We start from the raw sequence: 25453 nt of genomic DNA, 5'->3' as shown, positions 1-25453 counted from the left end.
GAAGAGGATTCGGGGCGCGGCGCGGCCGGGCGACCCGCGATTGTCGCAAGGTTCGCGAGGGTGTCAGCCGGGCAGCTTGGGCGCGCCGCCGGCCAGCGCCTCGGGGTTCAGGCCGCGCTCGCGCAGCAGCGACTCCAGCGCCGGCAGCAGCGGGCCCAGGCGCTCTTCCAGCGTCGCGCGCACGGTGTCGACGAAGACCTGGGTCGCGCGCTCGATCTCGACGTTCAGCGCGGCGCCCGGCGCCTTCTCGCCGAAGGTCGTCTGGCGCAGCGTCTCGGGGATCAGCCAGACCTCGAACCAGCCGGCCTCGCGGTCGGCCTCGGCCACCGTCAGGCTGGCGCCGTTGATCGCGATGTAGCCCTTGGGGAAGACGTAGCGCATCCACGGCGCCGGCACGGCGATGCGCAGCACGTGGTTGTTCTCGGGCTGGCGCACCTCGGCCACCGTGGCGGTGAAGTCGACGTGGCCCGACAGCGGGTGGCCGCCGATCTCGGCGCCGTCCTTGGCGGCGCGTTCGACGTTGACGCGGCTGCCTTCGGCCAGCGTGCCCAGCGTCGTCAGCGACAGGCTCTGCTGCATGACGTCGAAGCGCGCGCCGTCGGTGCCGACGAGTTCGGTGACGGTCAGGCAGACGCCGTCGACGGCGACGCTGGCGCCGATCGCCAGGCCGTCGGCGAAGCCGGGCGGAAACCGCAGCGTGAAGCTGCGCAGGCCGGGCCGGTCGGCGAGCGCGGCGACGGTGGCGATGCCTTGGACGATGCCGGTGAACATGGGTGATGCGAGGCAGGGGCCGCGGGCGCGGCGAAGCCGCCGAGCTTAGCGCAGGCACCGGCAGGCTATCGTCGGCGCATGGCCGAACCGTTCAAGAACTTCATCTCCCCGGCACTCGTGGCGCAGATGGCCGCGCGCCTGGCGGCCGCCGGCCCGGGTTTCGACGCCGCCGCCTTCGAGCGCCTGGCCGCCGACGGGCTGGACGCGCTGGAGCTGAAGGCGCGCACGCTGCAGCTCTGCGCCGCGCTGGAAGCGACGCTGCCCGAGGACTTCGGCGCCGCCGCCGACCGCCTGGACGCGGCGATGGCCGGCGACGACGGGCTGGAGAGCTGGGCGCTGTGGCCGGTCGGCGAATACGTCGCACGCCGCGGCCTGGCCCACCCCGAACGTGCGCTGGCGACGCTGCACCGGCTGACGCAGCGTTTCACCGCCGAGTTCGCGATCCGGCCCTTCATCGTCGAGCACCCGGCGCTGGTCTACGCGACGCTCGCGCGCTGGGCCGAGGACCCCGACGAACGTGTGCGCCGCCTGGTCAGCGAAGGCACGCGCCCGCGCCTGCCCTGGGGGCTGCGGCTGGCGGCGCTGGTGGCCGACCCGTCGCCCAGCCTGCCGCTGCTGCGCCGGCTGCAGGACGACCCCAGCGAATTCGTGCGCCGCAGCGTCGCCAACCACCTCAACGACATCGCCAAGGACCACCCGGAGATCGTCGTCGACTGGGTGCGTGAACACCTGCCCGGCGCGACGCGCGAACGCCGCGCGCTGCTGCGCCACGCCAGCCGCACGCTGGTGAAGAAGGGCGACGCCGCGATGCTGGCGCTGTGGGGCCACGGCGAAGACTTCGTCGGCGACGCGGTGCTGGAACTGGCGCCGCCGCGGCTGGCGGTCGGCGAGACGCTGGCGCTGTCGCTGACGCTGGCCAGCCGCACGGCGGTGGCGCAGCGCCTCGTCGTCGACTACCTGGTGCACCACGTCAAGGCCGACGGCCGGCGCACGCCCAAGGTCTTCAAGGGCTGGCAGCTGGAACTGCCCGCGGGCGCGACGCTCGCGCTGGCCAGGCGCCATTCGATGAAGCCTGTCACGACGCGTCGCTACTTCGCCGGCGCGCACCGCGTCGACGTCCAGGTCAACGGCCGCGTCGTCGCCGGTGCGGAGTTCGAGCTGGAACTCTAGGCGCCGGCCCAGCGCGCGGCGTCGAAGCCGACGGTGATGCGGCCGTCGTCCCACTCGACGACCGGACGCTTGATGACGCTGGCCTGGGCCAGCATCAGCGCGCGCGCCGAGGCGGCGTCGACGATGCCGGCGCGCACGGTTTCGTCGAGCTTGCGCCAGGTCGTGCCCTGGCGGTTGACCAGCGGCTCCCAGCCGAGCGCGGCGATCCAGGCGTCCAGCCGCGCCTCGGGCACGCCGGCCTTCTTGAAGTCGTGGAACGTGTAGTCGCGGCCCTGCTCGGCGAGCCAGGCGCGGGCGCGTTTGACGGTGTCGCAGTTGGGAATGCCGTAGACGATCATGGGCTCAGTCTCGTGGGTCGGACGGGTGGTCGCAGCGCGGGTCGGGGCTGAAAACGCCGTCGCGCACGATACCGTCGTCGCCGATCGAGCTCTGGAACCACCAGCATTCGTTGGTCGCGTAGCGCCAGGACCAGACCTCGCCGCCCTGCCAGCCGCCGCCGCGGCGTTCACCCGGGCGGCCCAGCGTGCGCAGCAGCTCGTCACGCGACATGCCGGGCAGGCGGCCCTGCACCGCCATCAGGTTCTCTTCGGTCAGCACCTGCTTCGCCGCGACAACGCGGCCGTCGGCCGCGACGTCGATCATCCAGGTCGTGCGGCCGAAAGGCCCGGTGGCGTACTCCAGCCGGGTCAGACCGTCGGCCAGCGCGTAGCGCGAGGTCGGCGGGCCCCAGTGGGCCAGCGTCTGCGTTTCGGTCCAGCCGGGCTGGGGCGGCTTCATCGCCGCGCAGCCGCTCAGGGCGGCGGCGACGAGCAGGGGAGCAAGCAGGCGGCGCATGGCAGGTGCTGGCAACCGGCGGGCCGGGGCTCGGGCCCGCCGGGCCCGAGCTCAGGCCGGCTTGACCGCGTCCAGCGCCTTCACCAGCCGCGCCACCGCGGCGTCGACATCGAGCAGCTTGTCCAGGCCGAACAGGCCGATGCGGAAGGTCTTGAAGCCGGCCGGCTCGTCGCACATCAGCGGCACGCCGGAGGCGGTCTGCAGACCCTGGGCGACGAAGGCCTTGCCGGTCTGGATGGAGTCGTCGTCGGTGTAGGCGACGACCACGCCCGGGGCCTCGAAGCCCGGCGCGGCGACGCTGGGCAGGCCGCGTTCGGCAAGCAGCGCACGCACCCGGCGGCCCAGTTCGAACTGCGCGTCGCGCAGCTTGGCGAAGCCGATCTCGCGCGTCTCGAGCATCACGTCGCGCGTGCGCGTCAGCGCGTCGGTCGGCATCGTCGCGTGGTAGGCGTGGCCGCCGGACTCGTAGGCGTCGACGATCTGCAGCCACTTCTTCAGGTCGGCGGCGAAGCTGGTGCTGGTGGTCGCGCCGATCGCTTCGCGCGCACGCTCGCTGAACATCACGAAGGCGCAGCAGGGCGAGCCGCTCCAGCCCTTCTGCGGCGCGCTGATCAGGATGTCGACGCCGGTGGCGCGCATGTCCACCCAGGCCGCGCCCGAGGCGATGCAGTCGAGCACGAACAGGCCGCCGACTTCGTGCACCGCGTCGGCGACCGCCTTCAGGTAGTCGTCGGGCAGCAGGATGCCGGCGGCGGTCTCGACGTGCGGCGCGAAGACGACGTCGGGGCGCTGCGCGCGGATCGTCGCCACCACCTCGGCGACAGGCGCCGGCGCGAAGGGCTGCCTGGCGCCTTCGGCGACCGGGCGCGCCTTCAGCACCGCGTGTTCGGCGGGGATGGCGCCCATCTCGAAGATCTGCGTCCAGCGGTAGCTGAACCAGCCATTGCGGATGACCAGCGCCTTGCGCCCGGTGGCGAACTGGCGCGCCACGGCTTCCATGCCGAAGGTGCCGCTGCCGGGCACGATGGCCACGGCGTGCGCGCCGTAGACCTCTTTGAGCGTCGCCGACAGGTCGCGCATCACGCGCTGGAACTTCTGCGACATGTGGTTGACGGCGCGGTCGGTGAAGACGACCGAGTACTCGAGCAGGCCGTCGGGATCGAGGTCAGGCAGCAATCCGGGCATGGGACTTCCTTGGGCGCCAGGCGGCGCGTGAACGAGCCGGGCAGCTTAGCACCGCCCTCGGCTGCACCCGGATGAGGGACGTCAGGCGCGCTTGCGGCGCGGCGCCTCGGCGCCGTCGTCGATGAGGAAGTCCTCGAGCCGCGCGCCGGCGGCGATGGCTTCACGCAGCCAGTGCGGCCGCGGGCCGCGCCCGCCCCAGACCCGCCCTTGCGCGTCGCGGTACTTGGGCTCGCTGCTGGGTGCGGCGCGGCCGAACAGCTCCTGCGGCGTCAACGCCCATTGGGCGATGACACGGCGCGTCTGCGCGACGACGTCGGCACGCTCGGCACGCTTCAAGGCTTCGGCCTGGGTCTGCAGTTGCGCGATGCGCTCCTGCAACTGCGCATAAGTCGGCATCGATCTCCTCTCGTCGCGTACACGCAAACGAGCGGCCATTCTAGGGAGCGCCCCCGGGCGCTCGACGCGCCGCGTCCCTCCGATGCCGGACGCGACGGCCGCAAATGAAAGAAGCCCGCGACGCGGGCTTCCGGGGCGGGGTGACAGGGCGTCAGCCGCGGCGACGGCGGCGTGCCGCCGCCAGGCCCAGCAGCGCGCTGCCGGCCAGCGCCAGCGTCGCGGGTTCGGGCACCTCGGAACCGCCACCGCCGTTGTCCAGGGTGCCGGTGAAGTTGGGTTCGCCGAGCGCGGTTCCGTACTGGAAAGTGATCTTGGACAGCGCGTTCAGGTCCAGCGTGCCCGTCACGTCGAACAGGAAGACCACCGAGCCGCTGGTCAGCGGGCTGTTGAAGACGCCGCCATTGCCCTTGGTGCCCGTGCTGCGGTCATCGCCGGGCGACGTGATGCCGTACTGCAGCCCGTCCGGCGAAGGCGGCCCGTACAGGTTGGAGTTGACGTCGAAACGGTCCTTCGCACCGAACAGGGAATCCAGAGCGGAGCTCGAGATGCCCATGTGGGCGCCGTAAGCGAGGATCGCGCCGTCGAACGCCCATTCACCGCTGACGTTGCTGCCCGCATCGCTGACCTTGTCCCGGCCCATGTAGGTCGCACCGCCGCTGATCGCCGACACCGGCGTCAGCGAGACGCCGCCGCCCAGGTCGAAGAACACCGCGGTGAGCACCTGGTCGGCCACGCGCACGTCGGCCTGGGAGGTGTTGGAGAGCACCACGCGGAGCTGGTTGCCGACGTTCTCGAACGAGACCGTGGCCGACAGGTTGCGCTGCGAGCCGCTGAAGCTCACCGGCGTGGCCCAGGCGCCAGCAGCGCCGCAGGCGGCGAGCGCAAGCGCAATCAGTTTCTTTTTCATTGGCATCCCTGGCATTCGTGACATTTGGTCACCACTTTGCAAGGAGCCTGCCAGCCGCGCTAAGTCTTTGTCTTGAAACGAGGAGGAGCGCCGGCGCGGCGCCGGCCGCGCCCTCGTGTAAAGCTGACCGACAGCTCAGCGGACGACCGTCACGCTCACCGAGACGGATGCCGTGTTGCCGGCCGCATCGGTGCCCACCGCCTTCAGCACATGGCTGCCGAGCTTCACGCGCTTGGTGTTCCAGGCATAGGACAGGGTCGCGCCGCTGCCGCTGGCGGCGAGCTTGCCGTCGACGTAGAGCTGCTGGCGGATGCCGGCGGCGCCGCTGTCGTCGCTGGCGCTGGCGCTGACGGTCACCGTGCCGCTGACGCTGCCGGCCACCGGGTTGACCAGCGCGACCTTCGGCGCCGTGGTGTCGGTCGCCGGGGCAGACACCGGGTTGGCGACGTTCACCGTCACCACCGCCGAACTGGCGCGGTTGCCGGCGGCGTCGTAGGCGGTGGCCACGAGCGAGCGGCTGCCGTTGGCGACGCTGGTCGTGTCCCAGGCGAAGGCGAACGGCGCCGCGCTGTCGATGCCGATCGTGCTGCCGCCGACGCTGAGTTCGACACGCGCGACACCGACGTTGTCGCTGGCCGAGACGTCGACGCTCACCGTGCCCGCGACGCTGTTGCCGCTGGCCGGAGAGGCGATGGCCACCGTCGGCGGCGTCGTGTCGGCGGCCGGCGCGGCGGCTGCGGCGGCCGCCACGGCGGCTGCGGCGTCGACGCGGCCCCAGCCGTAGGTCGTGTCGCGGCCGGCCGCGCCCAGGTCCTTGGCGCTGGCGTAGAGCAGGCTTTCGATCGTCGTGTTCGGCAGGTCGGGCCGCTTGGCCATCATCAGCGCGATGACGCCGGCGGTGATCGGGCTCGCGAACGAGGTCCCGCTCCAGGCCGAATAACCGCCGCCGCGGTTGGTCGTCCAGATGCCCTCGCCCGGCGCGGCCAGCGCGACGAAGGCGCCGTAGTTCGACCAGCTCGTGCGCTGGTCGGCGCTGTTGGTCGCCGACACCGGGATCATCGCCGTCGTCGCCGCGAAGCCGGGGTCGGTGCCGTCGTTGCCGGCGGCGACAACGACCAGGCCGCCCTTGCTGCGCAGATAGTTCGCGGCATTGGCGACGGTCGAGCTGCCGGCGACGCCGTTGTAGCTGATGTTGGCGACGCGCGCGCCGTGGTCGGCGGCCCAGGTCAGGCCCTGGGCGACGGTGCTCCAGTAGGCGTAGGCGTTGGCGTCGGCGATGCGCACCGGCATCAGGTTCGCCTTGCCGGCGACGGCGGCGACGCCGGCGGCGTTGTCGCTGGTCGCCGCGGCGGCGCCGGCGACCGCGGTGCCGTGGCCGTTGGCGTCGCTGGTGTCGGCGTTGCCGTCGTAGAAGTTCCAGCCGGCGACCATGCGCGGCGCCAGATCCGGGTGGCTGCCGTCGACGCCGCTGTCGAGGATCGCGATCGTCACGCCGGCGCCTTGCGACAGGTCCCAGGCCGCCGACGCGCCGATCGTCGCCAGATGCCATTCGCTGCCCAGATACGGGTCGTTGACGGCGTAGGCCGGGGCGATGCGGCGGTCGAGCTCGGCGAACTTCAGCAGCCGGTGGCGCGCCAGGCGCTGCTGCACGGCACGTTCGGAGACGCCGGCCGGCAGGTCGACGACGTAGAGCTCGCTCTGCCCCATCTTGCGCGCCTGGCCGCCGTGCACCGCCAGCAGCGCACGGAAGTCGCCGGCCGGCAGGCCGGCCCGCGGCGAGACCAGCACGCGGCGCGCCGCCCAGTCGTCGGCGGCAGCCGCCGGTCCGGCAGCCAGGCCGAGAGTGGCCAGCGCTGCTGCGGCGGCGACGGCACGGGGGAGGCAGGGGAGGAGTCTCATGGTGACCGTTTCTCTGTTGTGATCGCCGCAGCCGGAAGTGGGCGGTCCACGGTGCTTCGACCGGGGACCGGCGCGCGTTGAGAACGGTGTGGTTTCAAGCCGTAAATCCGGGCCCGGCGCTTGCCCGCGAGCGGCGATGCCGACCACCTCCGAACTGGCGCCGCCCGCGGCCGGCGCCTCGGCCCGCGGGGCCGAGATCGATGTGCGCATCGCGCACCGCGAAGCCGAGACCGCCGACGTGACCGTGTTCCAGCTCGTCGCCGACGACGGCGGCACGCTGCCGGCCTTCGCCGCCGGGGCCCACGTCGAGCTGCACCTGCCCAACGGGCTGACGCGCCAGTACGCCTTGTGCAACGGCCCGGGCGACGCCGGCCGCTACGTCATCGCCGTGCTGCGCGCGCCGGCCTCGCGCGGCGGCTCGGCCTGGCTGCACGACGAGGCGCAGGTCGGCCAGCGCCTGCGGCTGGCGCCGCCACGCAGCCGCTTCGCGCTGGCGCACGAGGCCGCGCACCACGTGCTGGTGGCCGGCGGCATCGGCATCGCGCCGCTGGTCGGCATGGCCGACCGGCTGGCGGTGGCCGACGCCTCGTTCGAGCTGCACTACTGCGCGCGTTCGCCGGCGCGGGCGGCGTTCCGGCGGCGCATCCTGGCCTCGGGCTGGGCGCCGCGCACCTTCTGGCACTTCCTCGACGGCCCGCAGGCGGCACCGACGGCGCTGGACCCGGTGCTCGACGCACACCCGGCCGAGACCCATCTCTACGTCTGCGGCCCGGAAGGCTTCATGGCCTGGGTGCTGGGCGCCGCGCGCGCCGCCGGCTGGGACGAGGCGCGGCTGCACCAGCAGCACTTCGGTGCCACGGTGGAGGTCGCGCCGCACGACGCCGACTTCGAGCTGCTGCTGGCCGGCAGCGGCCGCCGCGTGCAGGTGCGGCGCGGGCAGACGGTGGTGCAGGCGCTGGCCGCGGCCGGCGTCGTCGTGCCGACCTCCTGCGGCCAGGGCGTCTGCGGCACCTGCGTGACGCGGGTGCTCTCCGGCGAGCCCGAGCACCGCGACGCCTTCCTGACGCCGGCCGAGCGTGCGGCCGGCGACTTCACGCCCTGCGTCTCGCGCGCCGTCGGCGCGCGGCTGGTGCTGGACCTGTAGCGAAGCGGCTTACATACCGCGCCCGGCGAGGGCGCGCAGATGCCAGGAAAAGGCTTCATCCAGCAGGTGCGGCGTGTGCTGGCCCGGCGAGCCCTTCAGCGCGCGACGGTAGTAGTCGCGCAGCGCGGGCTTGAAGTCGGGGTGGGCGCAGCGTTCGATGATCGTCTCGGCGCGCTGCTTGGGCGACAGGCCGCGCAGGTCGGCCAGGCCCTGTTCGGTGACCACCACCTGCACGTCGTGCTCGGTGTGGTCGACGTGCGGGACCATCGGCACGATGCAGGAGATGGCGCCGCCCTTGGCGGTGGACGGCGTCATGAACATCGACAGATAGGCGTTGCGCGCGAAGTCGCCCGAGCCGCCGATGCCGTTCATGATCTGCGAACCCATCACGTGCGTAGAGTTGACGTTGCCGTAGATGTCGGCCTCGATCATGCCGTTCATCGCGATGATGCCCAGGCGGCGGATGACCTCGGGGTGGTTGCTGATCTCCTGCGGGCGCAGCAGGATGCGCTCGCGGTAGAAGGCCAGGTTCTCGCGGAACTCCTTCAGCGCGTCGGTCGACAACGACACCGCGGTGGCCGAGGCGAAGGCCAGCTTGCCGCTCTTGAGCAGCTGCAGCATGCCGTCCTGCAGCACCTCGGTGTAGGCGGTGAGGTTCTCGAACGGGCCGTCCTCCAGCCCGGCGAGCACGGCGTTGGCGATGTTGCCGACGCCCGACTGCAGCGGCAGCAGTTCCGGCGGCAGCCGGCCCTTCTTCACCTCGTGCTGCAGGAAGTCGAGGATGTGGCCGGCGATGCGGCGCGAGTTCTCGTCGGGCGCGCTGAACTGCGTGTTGCGGTCGGCGGCGTGGGTCTCGACGATGGCGACGATCTTGTCCGGGTTGACGCGGAAGGTCGGCTGGCCGATGCGGTCGCCGGGCGCGACCAGCGGGATCGGCTTGCGGTGCGGCGGGCGCTGGGTGCCGTAATAGATGTCGTGCATGCCCAGCAGGTTCATGTCCTGCGCCGAGTTCACCTCGAGGATGATCTTGTCGGCCTCGTCCAGCCAGGTCTTGTTGTTGCCGATCGAGGTCGACGGGATCAGCTGGCCGTCCTCGGTGATGCCGGTGACCTCGACGACCGCGACATCCAGATGGCCGAGGAAGCCGAACCAGACGAACTGCGCGACGTGCGAGAGGTGGATGTCGATGTACTCCATCTCGCCGGCGTTGATGCGCTGGCGGCACACCGGGTCGCTCTGGTAGGGCAGGCGCATCTCGACGCCGGCCACGCTGGCCAGCGCGCCGTCGAGTTCGGGTGCCGTCGAGGCGCCGGTCCAGATGCCGACCTTGAAGCGGTCGCCTTCGGAGTTCGCCTGGTGGATGCGCCGCGCCAAGGCGCCCGGCACGGCCTTCGGATAGCCTGCGCCGGTGAAGCCGCTCATGCCGATGTTGTCGCCTTTTCGGATCAGCGCGGCCGCTTCGTCGGCAGACATGATGCGGTTGCGCAAGGCGGGACAGAGAACGCGGCTTTCGGCTTGGGTCATACGCTGGGAACGGGTTACAAGGCGGTTACGCGAGCGCGGCAATGTAGAGCCCGATCAGAACGCCGGCAAACAAGCATTTATGATTCGACGCACAAGCAGGGCTTAACTGTCGATGACCCGCCGCATGCCCGCGCTGGCGCTGCTGCGCACCTTCGAGGTCGCCGCACGCCACCTCAGCTTCAAGCAGGCCGCCGCCGAACTGCACGTCACGCCGGCGGCCGTCAGCCAGCAGATTCGCAGCCTCGAGGCCGAGCTCGGCGTCGAACTCTTCGAGCGCCTGACACGCGCCGTGCGCCTGAGCCCGCGCGGCGAGTCCCTGCTGCCCAAGGTGCGCGACGGCCTGGCGCTGCTGGCCGAGGCGGTGGACCAGGCCTGCGCGCCGGCGGCCACCGAGCTGCTGCGCGTCATCGCGCCGCCGTCCTGGGCCAGCCACTGGCTGCTGCCGCGCCTGCCCGACTTCTACGCCCGTCATCCGGAGGTCGAGATCCGGCTGGCCAGCAGCTCCGAGGCGGTCGACCACGCCGGCGCGTCCAACGTCATCGCCGCCCTCGCCCGCGCGCCCGGTGACGGCCGCAGCGAGCTGGCCGTCGTCTTCGGCAGCGGGCGCTACGCCGGCTGGCGCGTCGACCCGCTGCTGACGCCCGAGTACCTGCCGGTCTGCGCCCCGACGCTGGCGCGCGCCGGCGCGCCGCTGGCGGTGCCGGCCGACGTCGTGCACCACGTGCTGATCCACGACGACACGCTGAACCACGCCGGCGACGAGTCCTGGGGCTGGCACCGCTGGCTGCAAGCGGCGGGCGTGCAGCGCCGCGCCGCCAGCGGCGGGCGCCACTTCTCCAACGCCGTGCTGGCGATCGAAGCCGCGCTCGCCGGCCAGGGCGTCGCGCTGGCGGCACGGCCCATCGTCGCCGGCCACCTGGCCTGCGGCGCGCTGGTCGCGCCTTTCCCGCTGGCCATCCCCTCGCCCTACACCTATTGCCTGGTCGGCCGGCGCCAGGCCGCCGAACGGCCGGCCGCGGCGGCCTTCCGCCAGTGGCTGATCGAAGCGTCGCGTCGAGAGACCTGAGGTCCGGGCCCGCGTCGGGGGCTGGTTATGCTCGGCGGATGCGCCGCGCCCGCCACGCCAGCCGACGCCCCGCCCCGCTGGGGTGGGCGTTCGCGCTCGCGTTCGTGCTGCTGGCGGCGCAATGGCTGGGTCTGGCGCACACGGTGCTGCACCCGCAGCTGCCGGCGCACGCCGCGGCCGCCCATGCGCCGGCCCACGGCCTGGGCGCGCTGTTCGCCGGCCACGCCGACGGCAGCGGCGACTGCCGGCTGTACGACCAGCTCGCGCACGCCGAACCGCTGCCACCGGCGCTGCCGGCGCTGGACACGCTGCCGCCGGCACCGCCGCGTATCGCCGCCGGCAGCACGCACGACGCGGCCGCCGAGCCGGCGCCTTACGCCGCACGCGGCCCACCTCGCGCCTGAACGCGCCGCCCGGCGCCCTTCCCCCGCCCAGATCCCGGCCGCACGGCGCCTGACGCCGAAGCGGTCACTCACGTCTTTGCCGGCGTGCGGCGCTGCCGCACGCTCTTTCGCACTCATTCGATGAAATCCCTCGCCCTCACCCTGAGTCCGGTGGCGCTGGCCTGCGCCGCCGCCCTGCCCCGCCCCGCCGCAGCGCAAAGCGAAAGCCCGCCCGTGGCCGTCGAACGCATCGTCATCACCGGCAACCCGCTGGGCAGCGAGCGCACGACGCAGCCGGTGTCGGTGCTCGCCGGCGACGAACTCGTGATGCGCCGCGGCAGCACGCTGGGCGACACGCTGGACACGCTGCCCGGCGTCTCGCAGACCGGCTTCGGCCCCAACGCCAGCCGGCCGGTGATCCGCGGCCTGGACGGCGACCGCCTGAGGGTGCTCGACAACTCGGGCTCGACGCTGGACGCCTCGGCGCTGAGCTACGACCACGCGGTGCCGCTGGACCCGCTGGTCGCCACCGGCATCGAGGTGCTGCGCGGCCCGGCGGCGCTGCTGTACGGCGGCAACGCCGTCGGCGGCGTCGTCAACGTGCTCGACAACCGCATCCCGCAGGCGCCCGTCACACGCACCGGCGGTGCCGCCGAACTGCGCCTGGGCGGCGCGGCCGACGAACGGGCCGGCGCCGCGGTGCTGGAGACCGGCGGCAACGCCTGGGCGCTGCACCTGGACGCCGCGGCGCGCAACACCTCGGACCTGAAGGTGCCCGACCACACGCCGGTCGCCGACGGCGAGCCGCTGGCGCGCACCGACGAGGTCCGCAACTCGGCAGCGCAGACGCGCAGCGCCGCCGTCGGCGGCTCGTGGTTCTTGCCCGGCGGCCGCGTCGGCCTGACGGTCGACCACTACGACAGCAGCTACGGCACCGTCGCCGAGTCCGACGTGACGATCCTGATGCGCCGCAACCAGGTGCGCGCCGAAGGCGAATGGCGGCTGGACGACGGCCTGTTCTCCAACCTGAAGCTGCAGGCGCGCGGCGCCGACTACGAACACCGCGAGGTCGAAGGCTCGGAGGTCGGCACCGTGTTCTCCAGCCGCGGCGGCGAGCTGCGCCTGGAAGCGCGCCACCGCGCGCTGGGGCCGCTGCGCGGCGTGCTCGGCGTGCAGGCCGAGAAGTTCGATTTCTCGGCGCTGGGCGAAGAAGCTTTCGTGCCCGACACGACGACGCGCCGCCTGGGCCTGTTCGCGCTGGAGGAGATGGACGCCGGCCCGGGCACGGTCTCGGCCGGCGCGCGCGTCGAACGCGCCGACGTCGATTCCGACGGCGGCGGCCGCTTCGGCGCTTCGCGTTCGCGCGGCTTCACGCTGTTCAGCGCCTCGCTGGGCACGACGATGCCGCTGGCGCCGGGCTGGAGCGTCAACGCCAACCTGGCGTCGACCGAACGCGCGCCGACCTACTTCGAGCTCTACGCCGACGGCGTGCACGCGGCCACCGGCGCCTACGAGCAGGGCAACCCGGCGCTGGACGCCGAGCGCGGCGTCAGCGCCGACCTCGCGCTGCAATGGAAGTCCGGCAACTCCAAGCTGCGCGCCGGCCTGTTCACGACGCGCTTCTCGCGCTTCATCTCGCTGGACAGCGCCAAGGTCTCGGTCGACGAAGACGGCAACGCCGTCGGCAGCGGTGGCGTGCCGCTGTACCGCTTCGACGCCGTGAAGGCGCGGCTGCACGGCGCCGAGCTGGAAGCGCAGACGGCGATCGACGCCGCCGGCTGGCGCTGGGCGCCGAGCGCGAGCGCCGACTTCACGCGTGCGTCGAACCTGACGACCGACGAGCCGCTGCCGCGTGTCGCGCCCTGGCGCGTGACGCTGGCACTGGCCGCATCACGCGCCGACTGGACGCTGCGCGCCGAGGTCCGCCACGCCGGCCGCCAGAGCCGCGTGCCCGACGGCGACACGCCGACCGAGGCCTACACGCTGCTGAACCTGGCGGCGTCGTACCGCTTCACGCTCGCCGGCCGCGACGCGCTCTGGTACCTGAAGCTCGACAACGCGACCGACCGCCTGGCCTACAACGCCACCGCGATCGAGACGATCCGGGGGCTGTCGCCGCTGCCCGGCCGCGCGCTGGCGACCGGGCTGCGGCTGGACTTCTGATCCGACTTCAGCGCGGCACGACGAAGGTCGACTTCTCGTCGATCTCGATCGCCGACTCGGCAGCCGCCGCCGGCAGGCGCTCGATGCGGAAACGGATCGGGTGCACGCCGGCGCCGGCCTGCTGCGAGGCCTCGTAGGGCAGGCGCACGTTCAGCGTCACCCAGCGGGCCTCGGCCGGGCCGACGTCGACCGCCTCGGCGTGTTCGATCGTGATGCCGGGCAGGCCCTCGACCGCGACGCGGTAGCGCTCGGTCTGCTCGGCGTTGTTCATGATCTGCAGGCGATAGACGTTCTCGATCGCGCCTTCGTCGACGATGCGCGCCAGCGAGGCGCGGTCGCGCACGACGTCGACGCGGAACGGGTTGCGCAGCGCGATGCTGGCCGCGAAGGCGCCGAGGATGATGAACAGGATCGCCGTGTAGACCAGCACGCGCGGGCGGAAGACGCGGCGCCACATCTGCGCGCTGTCGTGGTGCTGCGCCATGCCGTTCTGCGTGGCGTAGCGGATCAGCCCGCGCGGGTAGCGCATCTTGTCCATGATGTCGTCGCAGGCGTCGATGCAGGCGGCGCAGCCGATGCACTCGTACTGCAGGCCGTTGCGGATGTCGATGCCGGTCGGGCAGACCTGCACGCAGACGCCGCAGTCCACGCACGAGCCCAGGCCGGCCTGCTTCGGGTCGGTCTTCTTCGAACGCCGGCCGCGCGGCTCGCCGCGCTCGGGGTCGTAGCTGATGATCAGCGTGTCCTTGTCGAACATCGCGCTCTGGAAGCGCGCGTACGGGCACATGTACTTGCAGACCTGCTCGCGCATGTAGCCGGCGTTGCCCCAGGTCGCGAAACCGTAGAACAGCACCCAGAAGGTCTGCCACGGGCCCAGCGAGGCGGCGCCGATCGAGGACAGCAGCTCGCCCATCGGCGTGAAGTAGCCGGCGAAGGTGACGCCGGTCCACAGCGCGAAGCCGATCCACAGCACCTGCTTGGCCGCCTTGCGCCCGAGCTTGGCGGCGCTCCAGGGCGAGGCGTCGAGCTTCATGCGCTGCGTGCGGTCGCCTTCGGTGATCTTCTCGAACCACATGAAGATCTCGGTGTAGACCGTCTGCGGACAGGCGTAGCCGCACCACAGCCGCCCGGCCACCGCGGTGAACAGGAACAGCGAGTAGGCCGAGATCATCAGCAGCGCCGACAGGTAGATCAGGTCCTGCGGGTACAGGACCAGCCCGAAGACGTAGAAGCGCCGCGCCGCCAGGTCGAACAGCACCGCCTGCCGGTCGTTCCACTGCAGCCAGGGCAGGCCGTAGAACACGACCTGCGTCAGCCAGACCAGCGCCCATCGCCAGGTGGCGAAGCGTCCGCTGACCGCGCGTGCGTAGATCTTGCGCGACTTCTGGTACAGCGAGACGGTGGCCGCGCCAGCGACCGGCTTGGGTGACGCCGCGGGGGCGTCGCCGCCCGCATGCATAGGGGCAGGGGTATCAGCCATGGACTGATTCTGCCCCACGGACCCGGTCCGATGGGGGTTTTTCCGAATTCGTGAGCGAAGCAGTCGGTCGCTCTTCACGAAGCGCTCCAGTCGTGCTGGCGGTCGTTCCTTTCCGCCCGGCCCAGGTACCCCACCGGGTACACTGAGCCCGACGCATCACGCCTCGCCGCTCCCATGACTCAGCTGCCCGCCCGCCGCCACCTGCTTGCCGCCGCCAGTGCCGCCGCGCTCGCGCTCGTCCTGCCCGCCCAGGCCGCAGGCGACGACGAGGCGCTGCCGCTTGAAGCCGCACGCGACGCGCTGGCCCGGCGCAGCGCGATCGTCTTCGACATCCGCGAGCCCGACGAACACGCGCGCGGCGTCGCGCCCGGCATGCGGCTGCTGCCGATGAGCCAGATCGGCCAGCGCCTGGCCGAGATCCCGAAGGACCAGCCGGTGATCCTGGTCTGCAACACCCAGAACCGCTCGAAGGCGACGGCGCGTGCGCTGCGCGAACGCGGCTGGAGCAAGGTGCGCTACGCGGCCGGCGGCATGAGCGAGTGGGCGCGCCGCGGCTGGCCGCTGGCGGCGCCGCGCTGAGCACCCGGGTCACCTCCCTCCAGCCGCCGATAGTCGCTCGGCGTCATGCCGACGCGGGCGCGGAACGCGGTGCTGAAGTGCGCGTGGCTGGCGAAGCCGAGTTCGGCGGCGATCGTCGTCAGCGTCGCGGCGCCGTCACGCAGCAGGCAGGCCGCACGCCGGACGCGGCGTTCCAGCACGTACTGGTGCGGCGTCGTGCCGAAGCTCGATCGGAAAGCCTGGCCGAAGGCCCCCGGCGCCTGGCCCGCCACGGCGGCCAGCACCGCCAGCGGTAGCGGCTCGTCCAGGCGGCTGTCGATCAGCGCCTCCAGCCGCGCCCGCACCTCGCGGCAGAAGACGCCGCCGCTCGCCGCCGTGCCCGCGTGCAGGCGCTCGACGATCGCCGCCGACAGGCCGCGCGTGACGAGCGCGCCATAGGGCTGGTGCAGCAGTTGCTGCTGCACCAGCAGCATCACGAGACGGGCCAGCGGTGGGTCGCTGAACTGGGGCCGCGCCGGGCAGGCCGCGCCCGTCGGCAGGCCGCAGTCCGGCGGCAGCAGCAGCGCCAGCGCCGCGGCACCGTCGCCGACGCAGCCCAGCACCTCGTACGCGCCGGCCGGCACCAGGTCGAAGCGGCCTTCGCGAGCCTGGACGCGCCAAGGACGCGTCACGCCCTGGCGCTGGCGAATCTCGGCGCCGCCGCGGCGCCACCACAGCAGCGACGGGTGCGGCAGTTCCAGCATGCCGGCGCGGCCAAGACACAGGGCGGCCAACGGCAGCCCGGTCCATTCCAGCGGGGCGTCGGCGGGGTCCATGGCCGCCGCCGGCGGCAAGCGCCACACCTGCGGCGCTCCGGACTTGCCCCAGGCGCCGCGGCGCGATTTCGAAAGACCGGCGCATCCGCGCTGCGCACGATCGGCGTCCCATCACCGAGGAGTCGACATGAAGACAGGACATCCAAGGGTTCCGCTGCCGATCCGCCGCCGCACCGCGCTCGCCGCGCTGCTGGCCTGCGCCGCGGGCGCGGGCTTCGCGCAGTCGGGCGTCGACTGCACGATCGAGTACGCGACGATGCGCGACGGCACGCGCCTGGCCACCGAGGTCTATCGCCCGGCGGCCGAAGGCCGCTACCCCGTCGTGCTGCAGCGCACGCCGTACAACCGCAACGGCGCGGCGACCGACACGAGCTGCGCCAACCCCATGTTCATCGACTTCGCCGCCAACGGCTACGTGGCGCTGAACCAGGACGTGCGCGGCATGTACCGCTCCGACGGCGCCTTTCACCCGATGCAGCAGGAGGTGAGCGACGGCTACGACGCGATCGAATGGGCCGGCACGCGCGCCTGGTCCAACGGCAAGGTCGGCACGATGGGCGGCTCCTACGTCGGCCTGACGCAATGGCAGCCGGCGACGCGCATGCCGCCGCACTTGGCGGCGATCGCGCCGGCGATCACCGCCTCCGACTACCACGACCACTGGACCTACGTGAACTCGGTCTTCGACCTCTGGTTCGCGCAGAGCTGGATCCACGTGACCTTCGGCCGCGAGACGCTGCTGCGCGAACTGCTGCGCGCCGGCGTGCCGCGCGAGGAGGCCAACACCCAGGTCACGGCCTGGTTCGACCGCGGCTCGGCCGAACTGCTGAGCAACTGGGTCTGGCAGCTGCCGCTGAAGTCCTTCCCCGAGTACCGCAGCGTCGCGCCCTACTACTACACCTGGCTGGACCACCCGCGCTACGACGCCTACTGGCGCCGGCTGGACGTCGAGCCGCGCTACGAGCAGGTGCAGGTGCCGGCGCTGAACACCGGCGCCTGGTACGACATCTTCCAGATCGGCACGGTGCGCAACTTCGAGGGGCTGCGCGGGCGCGGCGGCAGCGACGCCGCCCGCACCGGCACCAAGCTCGTGATGACCTGCTGCGGCCACGCCGGCAGCTCGGGCCAGATCTCCTGGGGCGAGACCGTCAACCCGACGCCGGTGACGACGACGATGCGCTTCTTCGACCGCTACCTGAAGGGCGTGGACAACGGCGTCGAACAGGATCCCGCGGTGCAGCTGCACGTGCTGAACCCGCCGGACACCGGCACCGAGGGTGACGCGTTTTGGGTCTATTCCGACGTCTGGCCGCTGAAGAACACCGAATGGCGCAGCTGGCACCTGGCCAGCGGCGGCGCGGCCAATGGCAGCCAGGGCGACGGCCGCCTTGAAAGCGCCGCGCCGGCCGGACGCTCGGCGCCCGACCGCTTCGTCTACGACCCACACGACCCGGTGCCCACCGTCGGCGGTAACCTGTGCTGCGAGCCCGCGCTGCTGCCCGCCGGCGCGCACGACCAGTCGCAGATCGAGTTGCGGGGCGACGTGCTGGTCTACACCAGCGCGCCGCTGGAACAGGACCTGGTGGCGATCGGCCCGGTGAAGGTCGTGCTCTGGGCCTCGACCTCGGGGCCGGACACCGACTTCACCGCCAAGCTCGTCGACGTGCACCACGACGGCATCGCGCACAACGTGCTCGACCGCATCGTGCGGGCGAAATTCCGCGACGGCTCCAAGCAGCCGCCCCGGCTCGTGCGGCCAGGCCGGGCCTACGAGTACACGATCGAGCTGGGCAACGTCGGCTCGGTGTTCCGCAAGGGCCACCGCATCCGGCTGGAAGTCTCGTCGTCGAACTTCCCGCACTACGCGCGAAACCTGAACACCGGCCGCAACGAGGCCGAAAGCGCCGAGTACGAGGTCGCCAACCAGACCGTCTTCCACGACGCGGCGCGGCCTTCGCGCCTGGTGCTGCCGGTGGTCTCGGGCATCGCCGTGCCGGGACGCTGAACAGCGCAGCCGCCCGGCTCGCGCCGGGCGGCCGGGCGCGGCGGCAGGCGCGCCTTGTAACTTGATCGTACTCAAACCCCGCGGAAGGTGGTCCTCGACTGCCGCCGCAGGCGCTAGCATTGGTTCGCGCTTCCACTAACCGGACCACGATGCCGGGATGCGGGAAGCGACACCACCGGCCCGACCGCGGCCGGCCGCGGCGACGATCGGAGGACAGCCCCATGACCCTGCCACCCCGGATGCTCGAGGAGCTCGAGCGTCGCCGGCGCACCGTGACGGCCGGCGGCGGCGCGGACAAGCTCGAGGCGCGCCACGCCAAAGGCCTGCTCGGTGCGCGCGAGCGCCTGGACCTGCTGTTCCAGCCCGGCACCTTCCAGGAGACCGGGATGCACGTGCGCCACGGCGCGCACCACTTCGGCCTGCAGGACAAGGAGTTCCCGGCCGACGGCGTCGTCACCGGCACCGGCTACGTCGGCGGCAACCTCGTCGCCGCCTACAGCCAGGACTTCACGGTCAACGCCGGCACGCTGGGCAAGGCCCACGCCGGCAAGATCGTCTCGCTGATGCAGTTCGCGCTGAAGAACGGCGTGCCCATCGTCTCGATGCAGGACTCGGGCGGCGCGCGCATCCAGGAGGCGGTGGACGCGCTGTCGGGCTACGGCGAAGTTTTCTATCACAACGTTCTCGCCTCGGGCCTGGTGCCGCAGATCGCGCTGGTGCTCGGGCCCTGCGCCGGCGGCGCGGCGTATTCGCCGGCCTTGAACGACTTCATCATCATGACGCGCCGCAACGCGCACATGTTCATCACCGGGCCGGAGGTCATCAAGGCGGTCACCGGCCGGGCGACGACGATGGACGAGGTGGGCGGCGCCGAGATGCACGCCGCGGTCAGCGGCAACGTGCACTTCATCGCCGAGGACGACAGCCAAGCCGTGGCGCTGGCCGCCAGGCTGCTGTCGTACCTGCCGCCGAACAATACGATGGACCCGCCGCACCGGCTGTCGGCCGACCTGGTGCTGGCCAGCGACGAGAGCATGAACGCGCTGGTGCCCGAGGACCCGGCCGAGCCGATGGACGTGCGCCAGGTCATCGCCCGCCTCGTCGACGGCGGCGAACTGCTGGAGGTGCACGCCTCCTGGGCGCGCAACATCATCGTCGGCTTCGCGCGGCTGCAGGGCATGGTCATCGGCCTGGTGGCCAACCAGCCCGCCGAGATGGCCGGCGCGCTGGACATCAACGCCTCGGACAAGGCGGCGCGTTTCATCCGCTTCTGCAACGCCTTCAACGTGCCGGTCGTGACCCTGGTCGACGTGCCCGGCTTCCTGCCCGGCGTCGAGCAGGAGCGTGGCGGCATCATCCGCCACGGCGCCAAGCTGCTGTTCGCCTACGCGTCCTGCACCACGCCCAAGCTGACCGTCATCCTGCGCAAGGCCTACGGCGGCTCGTACCTGGCGATGTGCAGCCAGGAAATGGGCGCCGACGTCGTCTACGCCTGGCCCAACGCCGAGATCGCGGTGATGGGCGCGCAGGGCGCGGTGAACCTGCTGTACCGCAAGGAACTCGCCGACGCGCCCGACCGCGCGGCGCTGGCCGCCGAGCTGATCGCCGGCTACCGCGCCGAGTTCGCCTCGCCCTATCTGTCGGCCGGGCGCGGCTACATCACCGACGTCATCGCGCCGTCGGAGACGCGGGCGCAGCTGGCGCTGTCGCTGCGCAAGATCCTCAACAAACGCGAGCTGCGGCCCGCGAAGAAACACGGCAACGTGCCGCTGTAAGACGCAGCCGGAGAACACCCCATGGAACGAAGACTGCGCATCACCGTCGACGGCAAGGCCTACGTCGTGACGGTCGAGGAACTCGACGCCGGCCCGCTGGCGCCGCCGCCGGCGATGGTGCTGGGCGCGACGGTGCCGCAGGCCGTCGCCGCGGCGCCGGTGGCCGCCGCACCGGCCGCCGCACACGGCGCCGGCGACGTCGTCGCGCCGCTGGGCGGCACGGTGCAGTCGGTGCTCGTCACGGTCGGCCAGCGTGTCGCCGAAGGCGAGAAGCTCGCCGTGCTCGAGGCGATGAAGATGAACACCCAGATCAGCGCGCCGCGCGCCGGCCAGGTGGCCCGCGTCGAGGTGCGGGCCGGCCAGGTCGTCGAGACCGGCCAGCTGCTGCTGGTCATCGCCTGAGGCTGGCGCGGTGTTCGATCAGCTCGGCCCGTTCTTCCAGGCGCTGCTGGCGCAGACCGGCGCCGTGCACCTGAGCTGGGGCAACGTGGTGATGATCCTCGTCGGCGCGACGATGGTCTATCTGGCGATCGCCAAGCACTACGAGCCGCTGCTGCTGGTCGGCATCGGCTTCTCGTGCATCGTCGCCAACGTGCCAGGCCCGCCCGACGACGTGCCCGGCGGCCAGGCGATCAGCGCCCTGCTCTACGTCGTCAAGGAAGGCGGGCTGTTCCACTACGCCTACGAAGGCGTGGCCAAGCTGATCATCCCGCCGCTGATCTTCCTGGGCGTGGGCGCGATGACCGACTTCGGGCCGATGATCGCCAACCCGCGCCTCGTGATCCTGGGCGCCGGCGCGCACCTGGGCATCTTCGTCGCGCTGATCCTGGCCAAGCTCTGCGGCTTCACGCTCGCCGAAGCCGGTGCGATCGGCATCATCGGCGGCGCCGACGGGCCGATGGCGATCTTCGTGACGATGAAGCTGGCGCCGCACCTGCTGGGGCCGATCTCGGTGGCGGCGTATTCGTACATGGCGCTGATGCCGCTGATCCAGCCGCCGGTGATGCGGCTCTTGACGACCAAGGCCGAGCGCCAGATCACGATGAAGCAGCTGCGCACGGTGGGCAAGGCCGAGAAGATCGCCTTCCCGATCGTCATCGCGGTCATCGTCAACCTCTTCTTCCCGCCGGTCGCGCCGCTGATCACGATGCTGATGCTAGGCAACCTGCTCAAGGAATGCGGCGTCACCGAGCGCCTGGCCAAGACCGCCGCCGGCGGGCTGATGAACGTCATCGTGCTGGTGCTGACGGTGGCCATCGGCTCGACGATGGCGGCCGACAAGTTCCTGAACTGGAACACGCTGCTGATCGTGCTGCTGGGCCTGGTGGCCTTCGTCTTCGGCACCGCCTCGGGCGTCATCACCGCCAAGGTGATGAACCTGTTCCTGAAGGACAAGATCAACCCGCTGATCGGCTCGGCCGGCATCGCCTCGGTGCCGATCGCGGCGCGTGTCTCCCACATCGTCGCGAACCAGGAGAACCCGAAGAACTTCCTGATCTACCACGCGATGGGGCCCAACCTGGCCGGCGTCTTCGGCACCGCCATCTCCGGCGGCATCCTGCTGGCGCTGCTGGGCGCGGGCTGAGGAGCGCACATGCAGCCGATCATTCCCGACACCTTGCACGGTGCGCTGATCCTCAGCCTGATCGATTTCATCGGCAGCTTCTTCATCATCGCCGCGATCGGCGTCGTGCTCGCCGGCTTCCCGCTGATCGGGCGCATCGCCGCGCGTTTCGAGAAGCGCGCCCCGGCCGCGCCCGCGGCACCGGCGGCCACGGCGCCGGAGATTGCGCCGCAGGACGACGGCGAACTCGTCGCGGTGCTCGCCGCCGCGGCGCACGCCACGCTGGGCCGGCCGGTGCGCATCGTGCGCATCGAGCCTTCGCACGTCGGCGAAGCCTGGGCCGCCGAGGGCCGGCTGGCCCACCACGGCTCGCACCAGCCCGGCCGCAGCCGCAGCTGAGCGGCGTCATCGGCGGGGGAACGGGGCTTGCCGCGATGCGGCACCGCCGGCACGTCCGGCCATCCACCCCGAGGACCCCACGATGAAGACCCTGCTCGCCCTGATGCTCGGCGCACTCGCCGCCAACCATTTCTACAAGTCGCGCCAGCGCCGCCGCACTGGCCGACGGCATGAGCCGGTCGACGTCGACGGGCATCGGCGCGCCTGATTCCGGCGCCGCGTCGCCCGGCACCGCCGAAGGCCTGCAGCAAAGCCAGGCCGGCCGCGAGGACCAGGACACGCCGCGCCCGGGGCTGCCCGATTTCGCGCGCGGCGCCTGACCCCCGGTTCCAGGGGGAACGGGGATTGCCTGTCTTCTTCCAGCACGCCGGCATCCCGCTGGCGGCAGCTGTAGGAGACCAGACGATGAACCAGCAACAAGGTGGCCAGCAAGGCGGTCAACAAGGCGGCCAGGGCAACCAGACCCCGCAACGCGATCGTCAGCAGGACCAGGAACAGAAGGGCGGCTCGCAACAGGACCAGGGCCAGAAGAGCCCGGGCCAGAGCGGCGGCCAAAGCGGCGGCCAGAAGCCTGCCGGCAACCAGCAACGCTGATTGCCCGGGGGGCGGCGCCGCCCCCTGTTTCGCCGGCCCGGGACGCTCAGCGCTCGGGCCGGCCCCACATCCACAGCGCCACGATCGCCATCGTGCCGGGCACCAGTACCTTGGCCCAGGTCGGCATCGGCGTCAGGAAGACGATGACCAGCGCGCTCGCACTCATCATCAGCGTCGCCGCCCATTTGGCGCGCCGCGGAATCACCCCGCCTTCGCGCCAGCGCCGGATGCCCGGGCCGTAGCGCGGGTGCGCGAGCAGCCAGCGCTCCAGCGCCGGCCAGCCGTGGCCACCGGCCCAGGCCGCGACCAGCAGGAAGGGCACCGTCGGCAGGCCGGGCAGCACGACGCCGATCGCGGCCAGCAGCAGGCAGGCCAGCGCCAGCAGGCGCCACAGCAGCAGGACGACGGAACGCGGCAGCATGGGGGGCGATTCTCGCGTGCGGCGCCGCGACAATCGGCCGCCGCCACTGACGACACCCGCGATGCGCCCCACCGCCCTGCCCCACCATCCCGCCCGGAGCCCCGCCCGATGAACGCCTGGCTGATGCTCGCCGGCGCGATCGGCGCCGAACTCGCGGCCACCACCGCGCTCAAGCTCTCCGCCGGCTTCACCAAGCTGGCGCCGTCGGCGGTCGTCGTCGTCGGCTACGGGCTGTCGTTCTGGCTGCTCGGCCAAGTGCTGAAGACGATGGAAGTCGGCATCGTCTACGCGATCTGGAGCGGCGCCGGGCTGGCGATCATCGCGCTGATCGGCATCGCCTTCCTCGGCGAGTCGATCAGCGCCGTGAAGCTGGCCGGGCTGGCGGCGGTACTGGTCGGCGTCGTGCTGCTGAACCTGGCCGACCGCAGCGCCTGAGGCTTCAGCCGAGCAGCGCCGCGCGCAACGCGCGGATCTCGTCCGGGCCGGTGCGGCAGCAGCCGCCGATCAGGCGCGCGCCGCCGCGGCGCCAGCGCTGGGCCTGGGCGGCGAAGTCGGCGGCGTCGCGCTCGCCGTGCCAGCACTTGGCCACCGCGTCCCACTGCTCGCCCGAGTTCGGGTAGACGACGATCGGCAGCCGCGTGCGCGCCTGCGCCGCGGCGACCAGCGCCGGCACGTGTTCCGGCGCGGTGCAGTTCAGGCCCACCGCGGCGACACCCGGCAGGCCGTCGAGCGCAGCGGCGCAGTCGGCAAAACGCTCGCCCTGGCTGACGTGCTCGCCGTCGCGGCATGAGAAGCTGATCCAGGCCGGCAGCGCCGGCTGCAGCCCGGGCAGCAGCGAGGCGATGGCCAGCGCTTCGTCCAGGCAGGGAATCGTCTCGCAGGCCAGCAGGTCGGCACCGGCGGCGGCCAGCACCTGCAGCCGCGGGCGGTGGAAGGCGGCGAGCTGCTCGCGCGTGACGCCGGGGTAGCCGCGGTACTCGCTGCCGTCGGCCAGCATCGCGCCGTAAGGCCCGACCGAGGCCGCGACCAGCGGCCGGCGGCGCCCGGCGCGGTTCGCCGGTTCGGCCCAGAAGGCGTCGCGCGCCTCGATCGCCAGCGCCACCGAGCGCCGCATCAGCGCCCCCGCCTCGTCGTGCGAGAAGCCGCGGCGCGCGAAGCCTTCGAAGGTCGCCTGATAGCTGGCCGTCGTCGCGACGTCGGCGCCGGCGCGGAAGTAGTCGAGGTGCACCTCGCGGATCAGCTCCGGGCGCTCGATCAGCAGCTTGGCCGACCACAGCGGGTCCTTGAGATCGGCGCCGCGACGCTCCAGTTCGGTGGCGAGCGCGCCGTCGAGCACGAGGATGTCCTGCACGGCGAGGGTGGTGGCGATCACGGGGTCGGGAATCATCGTCGGGCGGCGGTCGATGGGGAGCGGCGAGCTTAGCCCAGCCCCGCCAGGCGCTCGACGAGGAAGTCGCGCAGCCGCTGCACCGCCGGGCGCAGCGCGCTGCGGTCGGCACAGGCCAGGAACAGCGGCGCCGGTTCGCCCTGCCAGTCTTCGCACAGCGCGACCAGCGCGCCGCGGCGCAGGTCGTCGGCGACGTCCAGACCCGACTTGTAGGCAATGCCCTCGCCGAAGATCGCCATGCGGCGCACCGCGTCGCCGTCGTCGCAGCGCAGCGCGGCGTGCACCTCGACCGCCAGCTCGCGGCCGTCGCGTTCGAAACGCCAGCGTTCGTGCGGCCGGTCCGACAGCCGGTAGCTCAGGCAGCGGTGCTGCGCCAGGTCCTGCGGCTGCGCCGGCCGGCCGTGGCGCGCCAGGTAGGCCGGCGACGCACAGAGCACACGCCGGTTGTGCGGCGCCAGCGCCAGCGCGACGAGCTGGGTGTCGGCCGGCTCGCCGTAACGCAGCGCGACGTCGACCGCCTCGCGGTACAGCCCGGCGACGCGGTCGGTGAGCTGGAGTTCGAACTCGATGCCCGGATGCTGCTCGCGAAACGCCTGCAGCCAGGGCAGCACGAGGTTGCGCCCCAGGTCCGAGGGCATCGACATCCGGATGCGCCCGGCCAGCGCCTCGCGCCCGGCGGCCAGGCGTTCGCGCGCCTGGTCGATCAGCGCCAGGCCGCGTTCGCAGGCGTCGAGAAAGGCCAGGCCTTCCGGCGTCGGCCGCAGGCTGCGCGTGGAGCGCACGAAGAGGCGGAAGCCCAGCGCCGATTCCAGCCGCTTGAGCGCCGCGCTGGCCGCCTGCGGGCTGACGGCCAGTTCACGCGCCGCCGCCGACAGGCTGGCCGAACGCGCCGCGCGAACGAAGAACTGCAGGTCGCCGGGCGACACCGCTTTCAACGGCTGTTTGTAGCTGCTGCTCACGCCACCCTCTCGATCCCGCGCCCGGCCTGGCCGACCATCACGCCATTTTCCGCT

28 protein-coding genes are annotated in these 25453 nt (G+C 72.2%); 15 read left to right on the top strand and 13 right to left on the bottom strand.

Annotation, left to right across the window (positions count from 1 at the left end; genetic code table 11):
• Positions 1-63 precede the first annotated feature (63 nt).
• Positions 64-771, bottom strand: coding sequence for a riboflavin synthase (locus tag RGE_RS05775; RefSeq protein WP_014427387.1), 708 nt, complete (start codon positions 769-771; stop codon positions 64-66).
• A gap of 78 nt (positions 772-849) precedes the next feature.
• Here RGE_RS05775 and RGE_RS05770 point away from each other — a divergent pair, with 78 nt between their 5' ends.
• A complete protein-coding gene (locus tag RGE_RS05770; protein WP_014427386.1) occupies positions 850-1941 on the top strand; it encodes a DNA alkylation repair protein in 1092 nt (363 codons plus the stop codon).
• On the opposite strand, the gene RGE_RS05765 is transcribed toward RGE_RS05770, so the two are convergent.
• The 6 genes from RGE_RS05765 to RGE_RS05740 all read right to left on the bottom strand — a co-directional run bounded on the left by RGE_RS05765 (position 1938) and on the right by RGE_RS05740 (position 7162).
• Positions 1938-2279: an ArsC family reductase gene (locus RGE_RS05765; protein ID WP_014427385.1), complete on the bottom strand. Its 342-nt coding sequence runs from the start codon at positions 2277-2279 to the stop codon at positions 1938-1940. The genes RGE_RS05770 and RGE_RS05765 overlap by 4 nt on opposite strands.
• A 4-nt stretch (positions 2280-2283) precedes the next feature.
• Positions 2284-2775: a hypothetical protein gene (locus tag RGE_RS05760; protein WP_014427384.1), complete on the bottom strand. Its 492-nt coding sequence runs from the start codon at positions 2773-2775 to the stop codon at positions 2284-2286.
• A 51-nt stretch (positions 2776-2826) separates the two neighbouring features.
• Positions 2827-3960, bottom strand: coding sequence for an aminotransferase class V-fold PLP-dependent enzyme (locus RGE_RS05755; protein ID WP_014427383.1), 1134 nt, complete (start codon positions 3958-3960; stop codon positions 2827-2829).
• 81 nt (positions 3961-4041) lie between these two features.
• A complete protein-coding gene (locus tag RGE_RS05750) occupies positions 4042-4356 on the bottom strand; it encodes an H-NS histone family protein (RefSeq protein WP_014427382.1) in 315 nt (104 codons plus the stop codon).
• A 151-nt stretch (positions 4357-4507) separates the two neighbouring features.
• Positions 4508-5263 (bottom strand): XDD4 family exosortase-dependent surface protein, encoded by a 756-nt coding sequence (locus tag RGE_RS05745; protein WP_148280122.1) that lies wholly within the window; start codon positions 5261-5263, stop codon positions 4508-4510.
• A 135-nt stretch (positions 5264-5398) separates the two neighbouring features.
• Positions 5399-7162, bottom strand: a complete 1764-nt coding sequence (locus RGE_RS05740) for a S8 family serine peptidase (RefSeq protein WP_014427380.1) — start codon at positions 7160-7162, stop codon at positions 5399-5401.
• A 136-nt stretch (positions 7163-7298) separates the two neighbouring features.
• On the opposite strand from RGE_RS05740, the gene RGE_RS05735 reads away from it, so the two are divergent.
• Entirely contained in the window at positions 7299-8306 is a 1008-nt protein-coding gene (locus tag RGE_RS05735; RefSeq protein WP_014427379.1) for a PDR/VanB family oxidoreductase, read from the top strand.
• A gap of 9 nt (positions 8307-8315) precedes the next feature.
• On the opposite strand, the gene RGE_RS05730 is transcribed toward RGE_RS05735, so the two are convergent.
• Positions 8316-9830 carry an acetyl-CoA hydrolase/transferase family protein gene (locus RGE_RS05730; protein ID WP_014427378.1) on the bottom strand — a complete coding sequence of 505 codons (1515 nt, stop codon included), beginning with the start codon at positions 9828-9830 and terminating at the stop codon, positions 8316-8318.
• A gap of 112 nt (positions 9831-9942) precedes the next feature.
• Here RGE_RS05730 and RGE_RS05725 point away from each other — a divergent pair, with 112 nt between their 5' ends.
• From RGE_RS05725 to RGE_RS05715, 3 genes are all read left to right on the top strand, one after another.
• Positions 9943-10896 carry a LysR substrate-binding domain-containing protein gene (locus RGE_RS05725; RefSeq protein ID WP_014427377.1) on the top strand — a complete coding sequence of 318 codons (954 nt, stop codon included), beginning with the start codon at positions 9943-9945 and terminating at the stop codon, positions 10894-10896.
• A 38-nt stretch (positions 10897-10934) separates the two neighbouring features.
• Positions 10935-11300, top strand: coding sequence for a hypothetical protein (locus RGE_RS23055; RefSeq protein ID WP_014427376.1), 366 nt, complete (start codon positions 10935-10937; stop codon positions 11298-11300).
• A gap of 120 nt (positions 11301-11420) precedes the next feature.
• Positions 11421-13442, top strand: a complete 2022-nt coding sequence (locus tag RGE_RS05715; protein WP_232504991.1) for a TonB-dependent receptor — start codon at positions 11421-11423, stop codon at positions 13440-13442.
• A gap of 7 nt (positions 13443-13449) precedes the next feature.
• On the opposite strand, the gene ccoG is transcribed toward RGE_RS05715, so the two are convergent.
• Positions 13450-14901, bottom strand: a complete 1452-nt coding sequence (gene ccoG / locus RGE_RS05710; RefSeq protein ID WP_014427374.1) for a cytochrome c oxidase accessory protein CcoG — start codon at positions 14899-14901, stop codon at positions 13450-13452.
• A gap of 195 nt (positions 14902-15096) precedes the next feature.
• On the opposite strand from ccoG, the gene RGE_RS05705 reads away from it, so the two are divergent.
• Positions 15097-15501, top strand: a complete 405-nt coding sequence (locus RGE_RS05705; protein WP_014427373.1) for a rhodanese-like domain-containing protein — start codon at positions 15097-15099, stop codon at positions 15499-15501.
• Here the strand turns inward: RGE_RS05705 and RGE_RS23050 are convergent.
• On the bottom strand, positions 15438-16295 hold the full coding sequence (locus RGE_RS23050) for a helix-turn-helix domain-containing protein (RefSeq protein WP_052310969.1): 858 nt from the start codon (positions 16293-16295) through the stop codon (positions 15438-15440). The genes RGE_RS05705 and RGE_RS23050 overlap by 64 nt on opposite strands.
• 127 nt (positions 16296-16422) lie before the next feature.
• On the opposite strand from RGE_RS23050, the gene RGE_RS05695 reads away from it, so the two are divergent.
• From RGE_RS05695 to RGE_RS05670, 8 genes are all read left to right on the top strand, one after another.
• Entirely contained in the window at positions 16423-18300 is a 1878-nt protein-coding gene (locus RGE_RS05695) for a CocE/NonD family hydrolase (RefSeq protein ID WP_014427371.1), read from the top strand.
• Positions 18301-18521: 221 nt separating this feature from the next.
• On the top strand, positions 18522-20075 hold the full coding sequence (locus RGE_RS05690) for an acyl-CoA carboxylase subunit beta (RefSeq protein WP_014427370.1): 1554 nt from the start codon (positions 18522-18524) through the stop codon (positions 20073-20075).
• Positions 20076-20096: 21 nt separating this feature from the next.
• Positions 20097-20477 carry a biotin/lipoyl-containing protein gene (locus RGE_RS05685; protein ID WP_014427369.1) on the top strand — a complete coding sequence of 127 codons (381 nt, stop codon included), beginning with the start codon at positions 20097-20099 and terminating at the stop codon, positions 20475-20477.
• A gap of 10 nt (positions 20478-20487) precedes the next feature.
• On the top strand, positions 20488-21660 hold the full coding sequence (locus tag RGE_RS05680) for a sodium ion-translocating decarboxylase subunit beta (RefSeq protein WP_014427368.1): 1173 nt from the start codon (positions 20488-20490) through the stop codon (positions 21658-21660).
• Positions 21661-21669: 9 nt separating this feature from the next.
• Positions 21670-22038, top strand: a complete 369-nt coding sequence (locus tag RGE_RS05675; protein ID WP_014427367.1) for an OadG family transporter subunit — start codon at positions 21670-21672, stop codon at positions 22036-22038.
• An 82-nt stretch (positions 22039-22120) separates the two neighbouring features.
• Entirely contained in the window at positions 22121-22246 is a 126-nt protein-coding gene (locus RGE_RS24820; RefSeq protein ID WP_014427366.1) for a hypothetical protein, read from the top strand.
• A complete protein-coding gene (locus tag RGE_RS24255) occupies positions 22209-22358 on the top strand; it encodes a hypothetical protein (RefSeq protein WP_014427365.1) in 150 nt (49 codons plus the stop codon). Before RGE_RS24820 ends, RGE_RS24255 begins: the two co-directional genes overlap by 38 nt.
• Before the next feature lie 85 nt (positions 22359-22443).
• Positions 22444-22632 carry a hypothetical protein gene (locus tag RGE_RS05670; protein WP_014427364.1) on the top strand — a complete coding sequence of 63 codons (189 nt, stop codon included), beginning with the start codon at positions 22444-22446 and terminating at the stop codon, positions 22630-22632.
• Between the two features lie 46 nt (positions 22633-22678).
• On the opposite strand, the gene RGE_RS05665 is transcribed toward RGE_RS05670, so the two are convergent.
• A complete protein-coding gene (locus RGE_RS05665; protein WP_014427363.1) occupies positions 22679-23053 on the bottom strand; it encodes a YbaN family protein in 375 nt (124 codons plus the stop codon).
• Positions 23054-23161: 108 nt separating this feature from the next.
• Between RGE_RS05665 and RGE_RS05660 the strand changes: the two genes are divergently transcribed.
• A complete protein-coding gene (locus tag RGE_RS05660; protein WP_014427362.1) occupies positions 23162-23488 on the top strand; it encodes a DMT family transporter in 327 nt (108 codons plus the stop codon).
• A 4-nt stretch (positions 23489-23492) separates the two neighbouring features.
• Here the strand turns inward: RGE_RS05660 and mmuM are convergent, their stop codons facing one another.
• Together mmuM and RGE_RS05650 are read right to left on the bottom strand one after the other, a co-directional pair.
• Positions 23493-24440 carry a homocysteine S-methyltransferase gene (mmuM, locus tag RGE_RS05655; protein ID WP_043783841.1) on the bottom strand — a complete coding sequence of 316 codons (948 nt, stop codon included), beginning with the start codon at positions 24438-24440 and terminating at the stop codon, positions 23493-23495.
• A 32-nt stretch (positions 24441-24472) separates the two neighbouring features.
• Positions 24473-25399 (bottom strand): LysR family transcriptional regulator, encoded by a 927-nt coding sequence (locus RGE_RS05650; protein ID WP_081487612.1) that lies wholly within the window; start codon positions 25397-25399, stop codon positions 24473-24475.
• Between the last annotated feature and the right edge of the window lie 54 nt (positions 25400-25453).

The sequence above is a fragment of the Rubrivivax gelatinosus IL144 genome (assembly GCF_000284255.1).
Lineage (GTDB): Bacteria > Pseudomonadota > Gammaproteobacteria > Burkholderiales > Burkholderiaceae_C > Rubrivivax > Rubrivivax gelatinosus_A.
This window is presented reverse-complemented; position numbering and strand designations above follow the sequence as displayed.

Bases quoted from the DNA above. Each gene is read 5' to 3' on its own strand.
- RGE_RS05775 (WP_014427387.1), bottom strand. From the start codon at position 771: ATGTTCACCGGCATCGTCCAAGGCATCGCCACCGTCGCCGCGCTCGCC.
- RGE_RS05770 (WP_014427386.1), top strand. From the start codon at position 850: ATGGCCGAACCGTTCAAGAACTTCATCTCCCCGGCACTCGTGGCGCAG.
- RGE_RS05765 (WP_014427385.1), bottom strand. From the start codon at position 2,279: ATGATCGTCTACGGCATTCCCAACTGCGACACCGTCAAACGCGCCCGC.
- RGE_RS05760 (WP_014427384.1), bottom strand. From the start codon at position 2,775: ATGCGCCGCCTGCTTGCTCCCCTGCTCGTCGCCGCCGCCCTGAGCGGC.
- RGE_RS05755 (WP_014427383.1), bottom strand. From the start codon at position 3,960: ATGCCCGGATTGCTGCCTGACCTCGATCCCGACGGCCTGCTCGAGTAC.
- RGE_RS05750 (WP_014427382.1), bottom strand. From the start codon at position 4,356: ATGCCGACTTATGCGCAGTTGCAGGAGCGCATCGCGCAACTGCAGACC.
- RGE_RS05745 (WP_148280122.1), bottom strand. From the start codon at position 5,263: ATGAAAAAGAAACTGATTGCGCTTGCGCTCGCCGCCTGCGGCGCTGCT.
- RGE_RS05740 (WP_014427380.1), bottom strand. From the start codon at position 7,162: ATGAGACTCCTCCCCTGCCTCCCCCGTGCCGTCGCCGCCGCAGCAGCG.
- RGE_RS05735 (WP_014427379.1), top strand. From the start codon at position 7,299: ATGCCGACCACCTCCGAACTGGCGCCGCCCGCGGCCGGCGCCTCGGCC.
- RGE_RS05730 (WP_014427378.1), bottom strand. From the start codon at position 9,830: ATGACCCAAGCCGAAAGCCGCGTTCTCTGTCCCGCCTTGCGCAACCGC.
- RGE_RS05725 (WP_014427377.1), top strand. From the start codon at position 9,943: ATGACCCGCCGCATGCCCGCGCTGGCGCTGCTGCGCACCTTCGAGGTC.
- RGE_RS23055 (WP_014427376.1), top strand. From the start codon at position 10,935: ATGCGCCGCGCCCGCCACGCCAGCCGACGCCCCGCCCCGCTGGGGTGG.
- RGE_RS05715 (WP_232504991.1), top strand. From the start codon at position 11,421: ATGAAATCCCTCGCCCTCACCCTGAGTCCGGTGGCGCTGGCCTGCGCC.
- ccoG (WP_014427374.1), bottom strand. From the start codon at position 14,901: ATGCATGCGGGCGGCGACGCCCCCGCGGCGTCACCCAAGCCGGTCGCT.
- RGE_RS05705 (WP_014427373.1), top strand. From the start codon at position 15,097: ATGACTCAGCTGCCCGCCCGCCGCCACCTGCTTGCCGCCGCCAGTGCC.
- RGE_RS23050 (WP_052310969.1), bottom strand. From the start codon at position 16,295: ATGGACCCCGCCGACGCCCCGCTGGAATGGACCGGGCTGCCGTTGGCC.
- RGE_RS05695 (WP_014427371.1), top strand. From the start codon at position 16,423: ATGAAGACAGGACATCCAAGGGTTCCGCTGCCGATCCGCCGCCGCACC.
- RGE_RS05690 (WP_014427370.1), top strand. From the start codon at position 18,522: ATGACCCTGCCACCCCGGATGCTCGAGGAGCTCGAGCGTCGCCGGCGC.
- RGE_RS05685 (WP_014427369.1), top strand. From the start codon at position 20,097: ATGGAACGAAGACTGCGCATCACCGTCGACGGCAAGGCCTACGTCGTG.
- RGE_RS05675 (WP_014427367.1), top strand. From the start codon at position 21,670: ATGCAGCCGATCATTCCCGACACCTTGCACGGTGCGCTGATCCTCAGC.
- RGE_RS24820 (WP_014427366.1), top strand. From the start codon at position 22,121: ATGAAGACCCTGCTCGCCCTGATGCTCGGCGCACTCGCCGCCAACCAT.
- RGE_RS24255 (WP_014427365.1), top strand. From the start codon at position 22,209: ATGAGCCGGTCGACGTCGACGGGCATCGGCGCGCCTGATTCCGGCGCC.
- RGE_RS05670 (WP_014427364.1), top strand. From the start codon at position 22,444: ATGAACCAGCAACAAGGTGGCCAGCAAGGCGGTCAACAAGGCGGCCAG.
- RGE_RS05665 (WP_014427363.1), bottom strand. From the start codon at position 23,053: ATGCTGCCGCGTTCCGTCGTCCTGCTGCTGTGGCGCCTGCTGGCGCTG.
- RGE_RS05660 (WP_014427362.1), top strand. From the start codon at position 23,162: ATGAACGCCTGGCTGATGCTCGCCGGCGCGATCGGCGCCGAACTCGCG.
- mmuM (WP_043783841.1), bottom strand. From the start codon at position 24,440: ATGATTCCCGACCCCGTGATCGCCACCACCCTCGCCGTGCAGGACATC.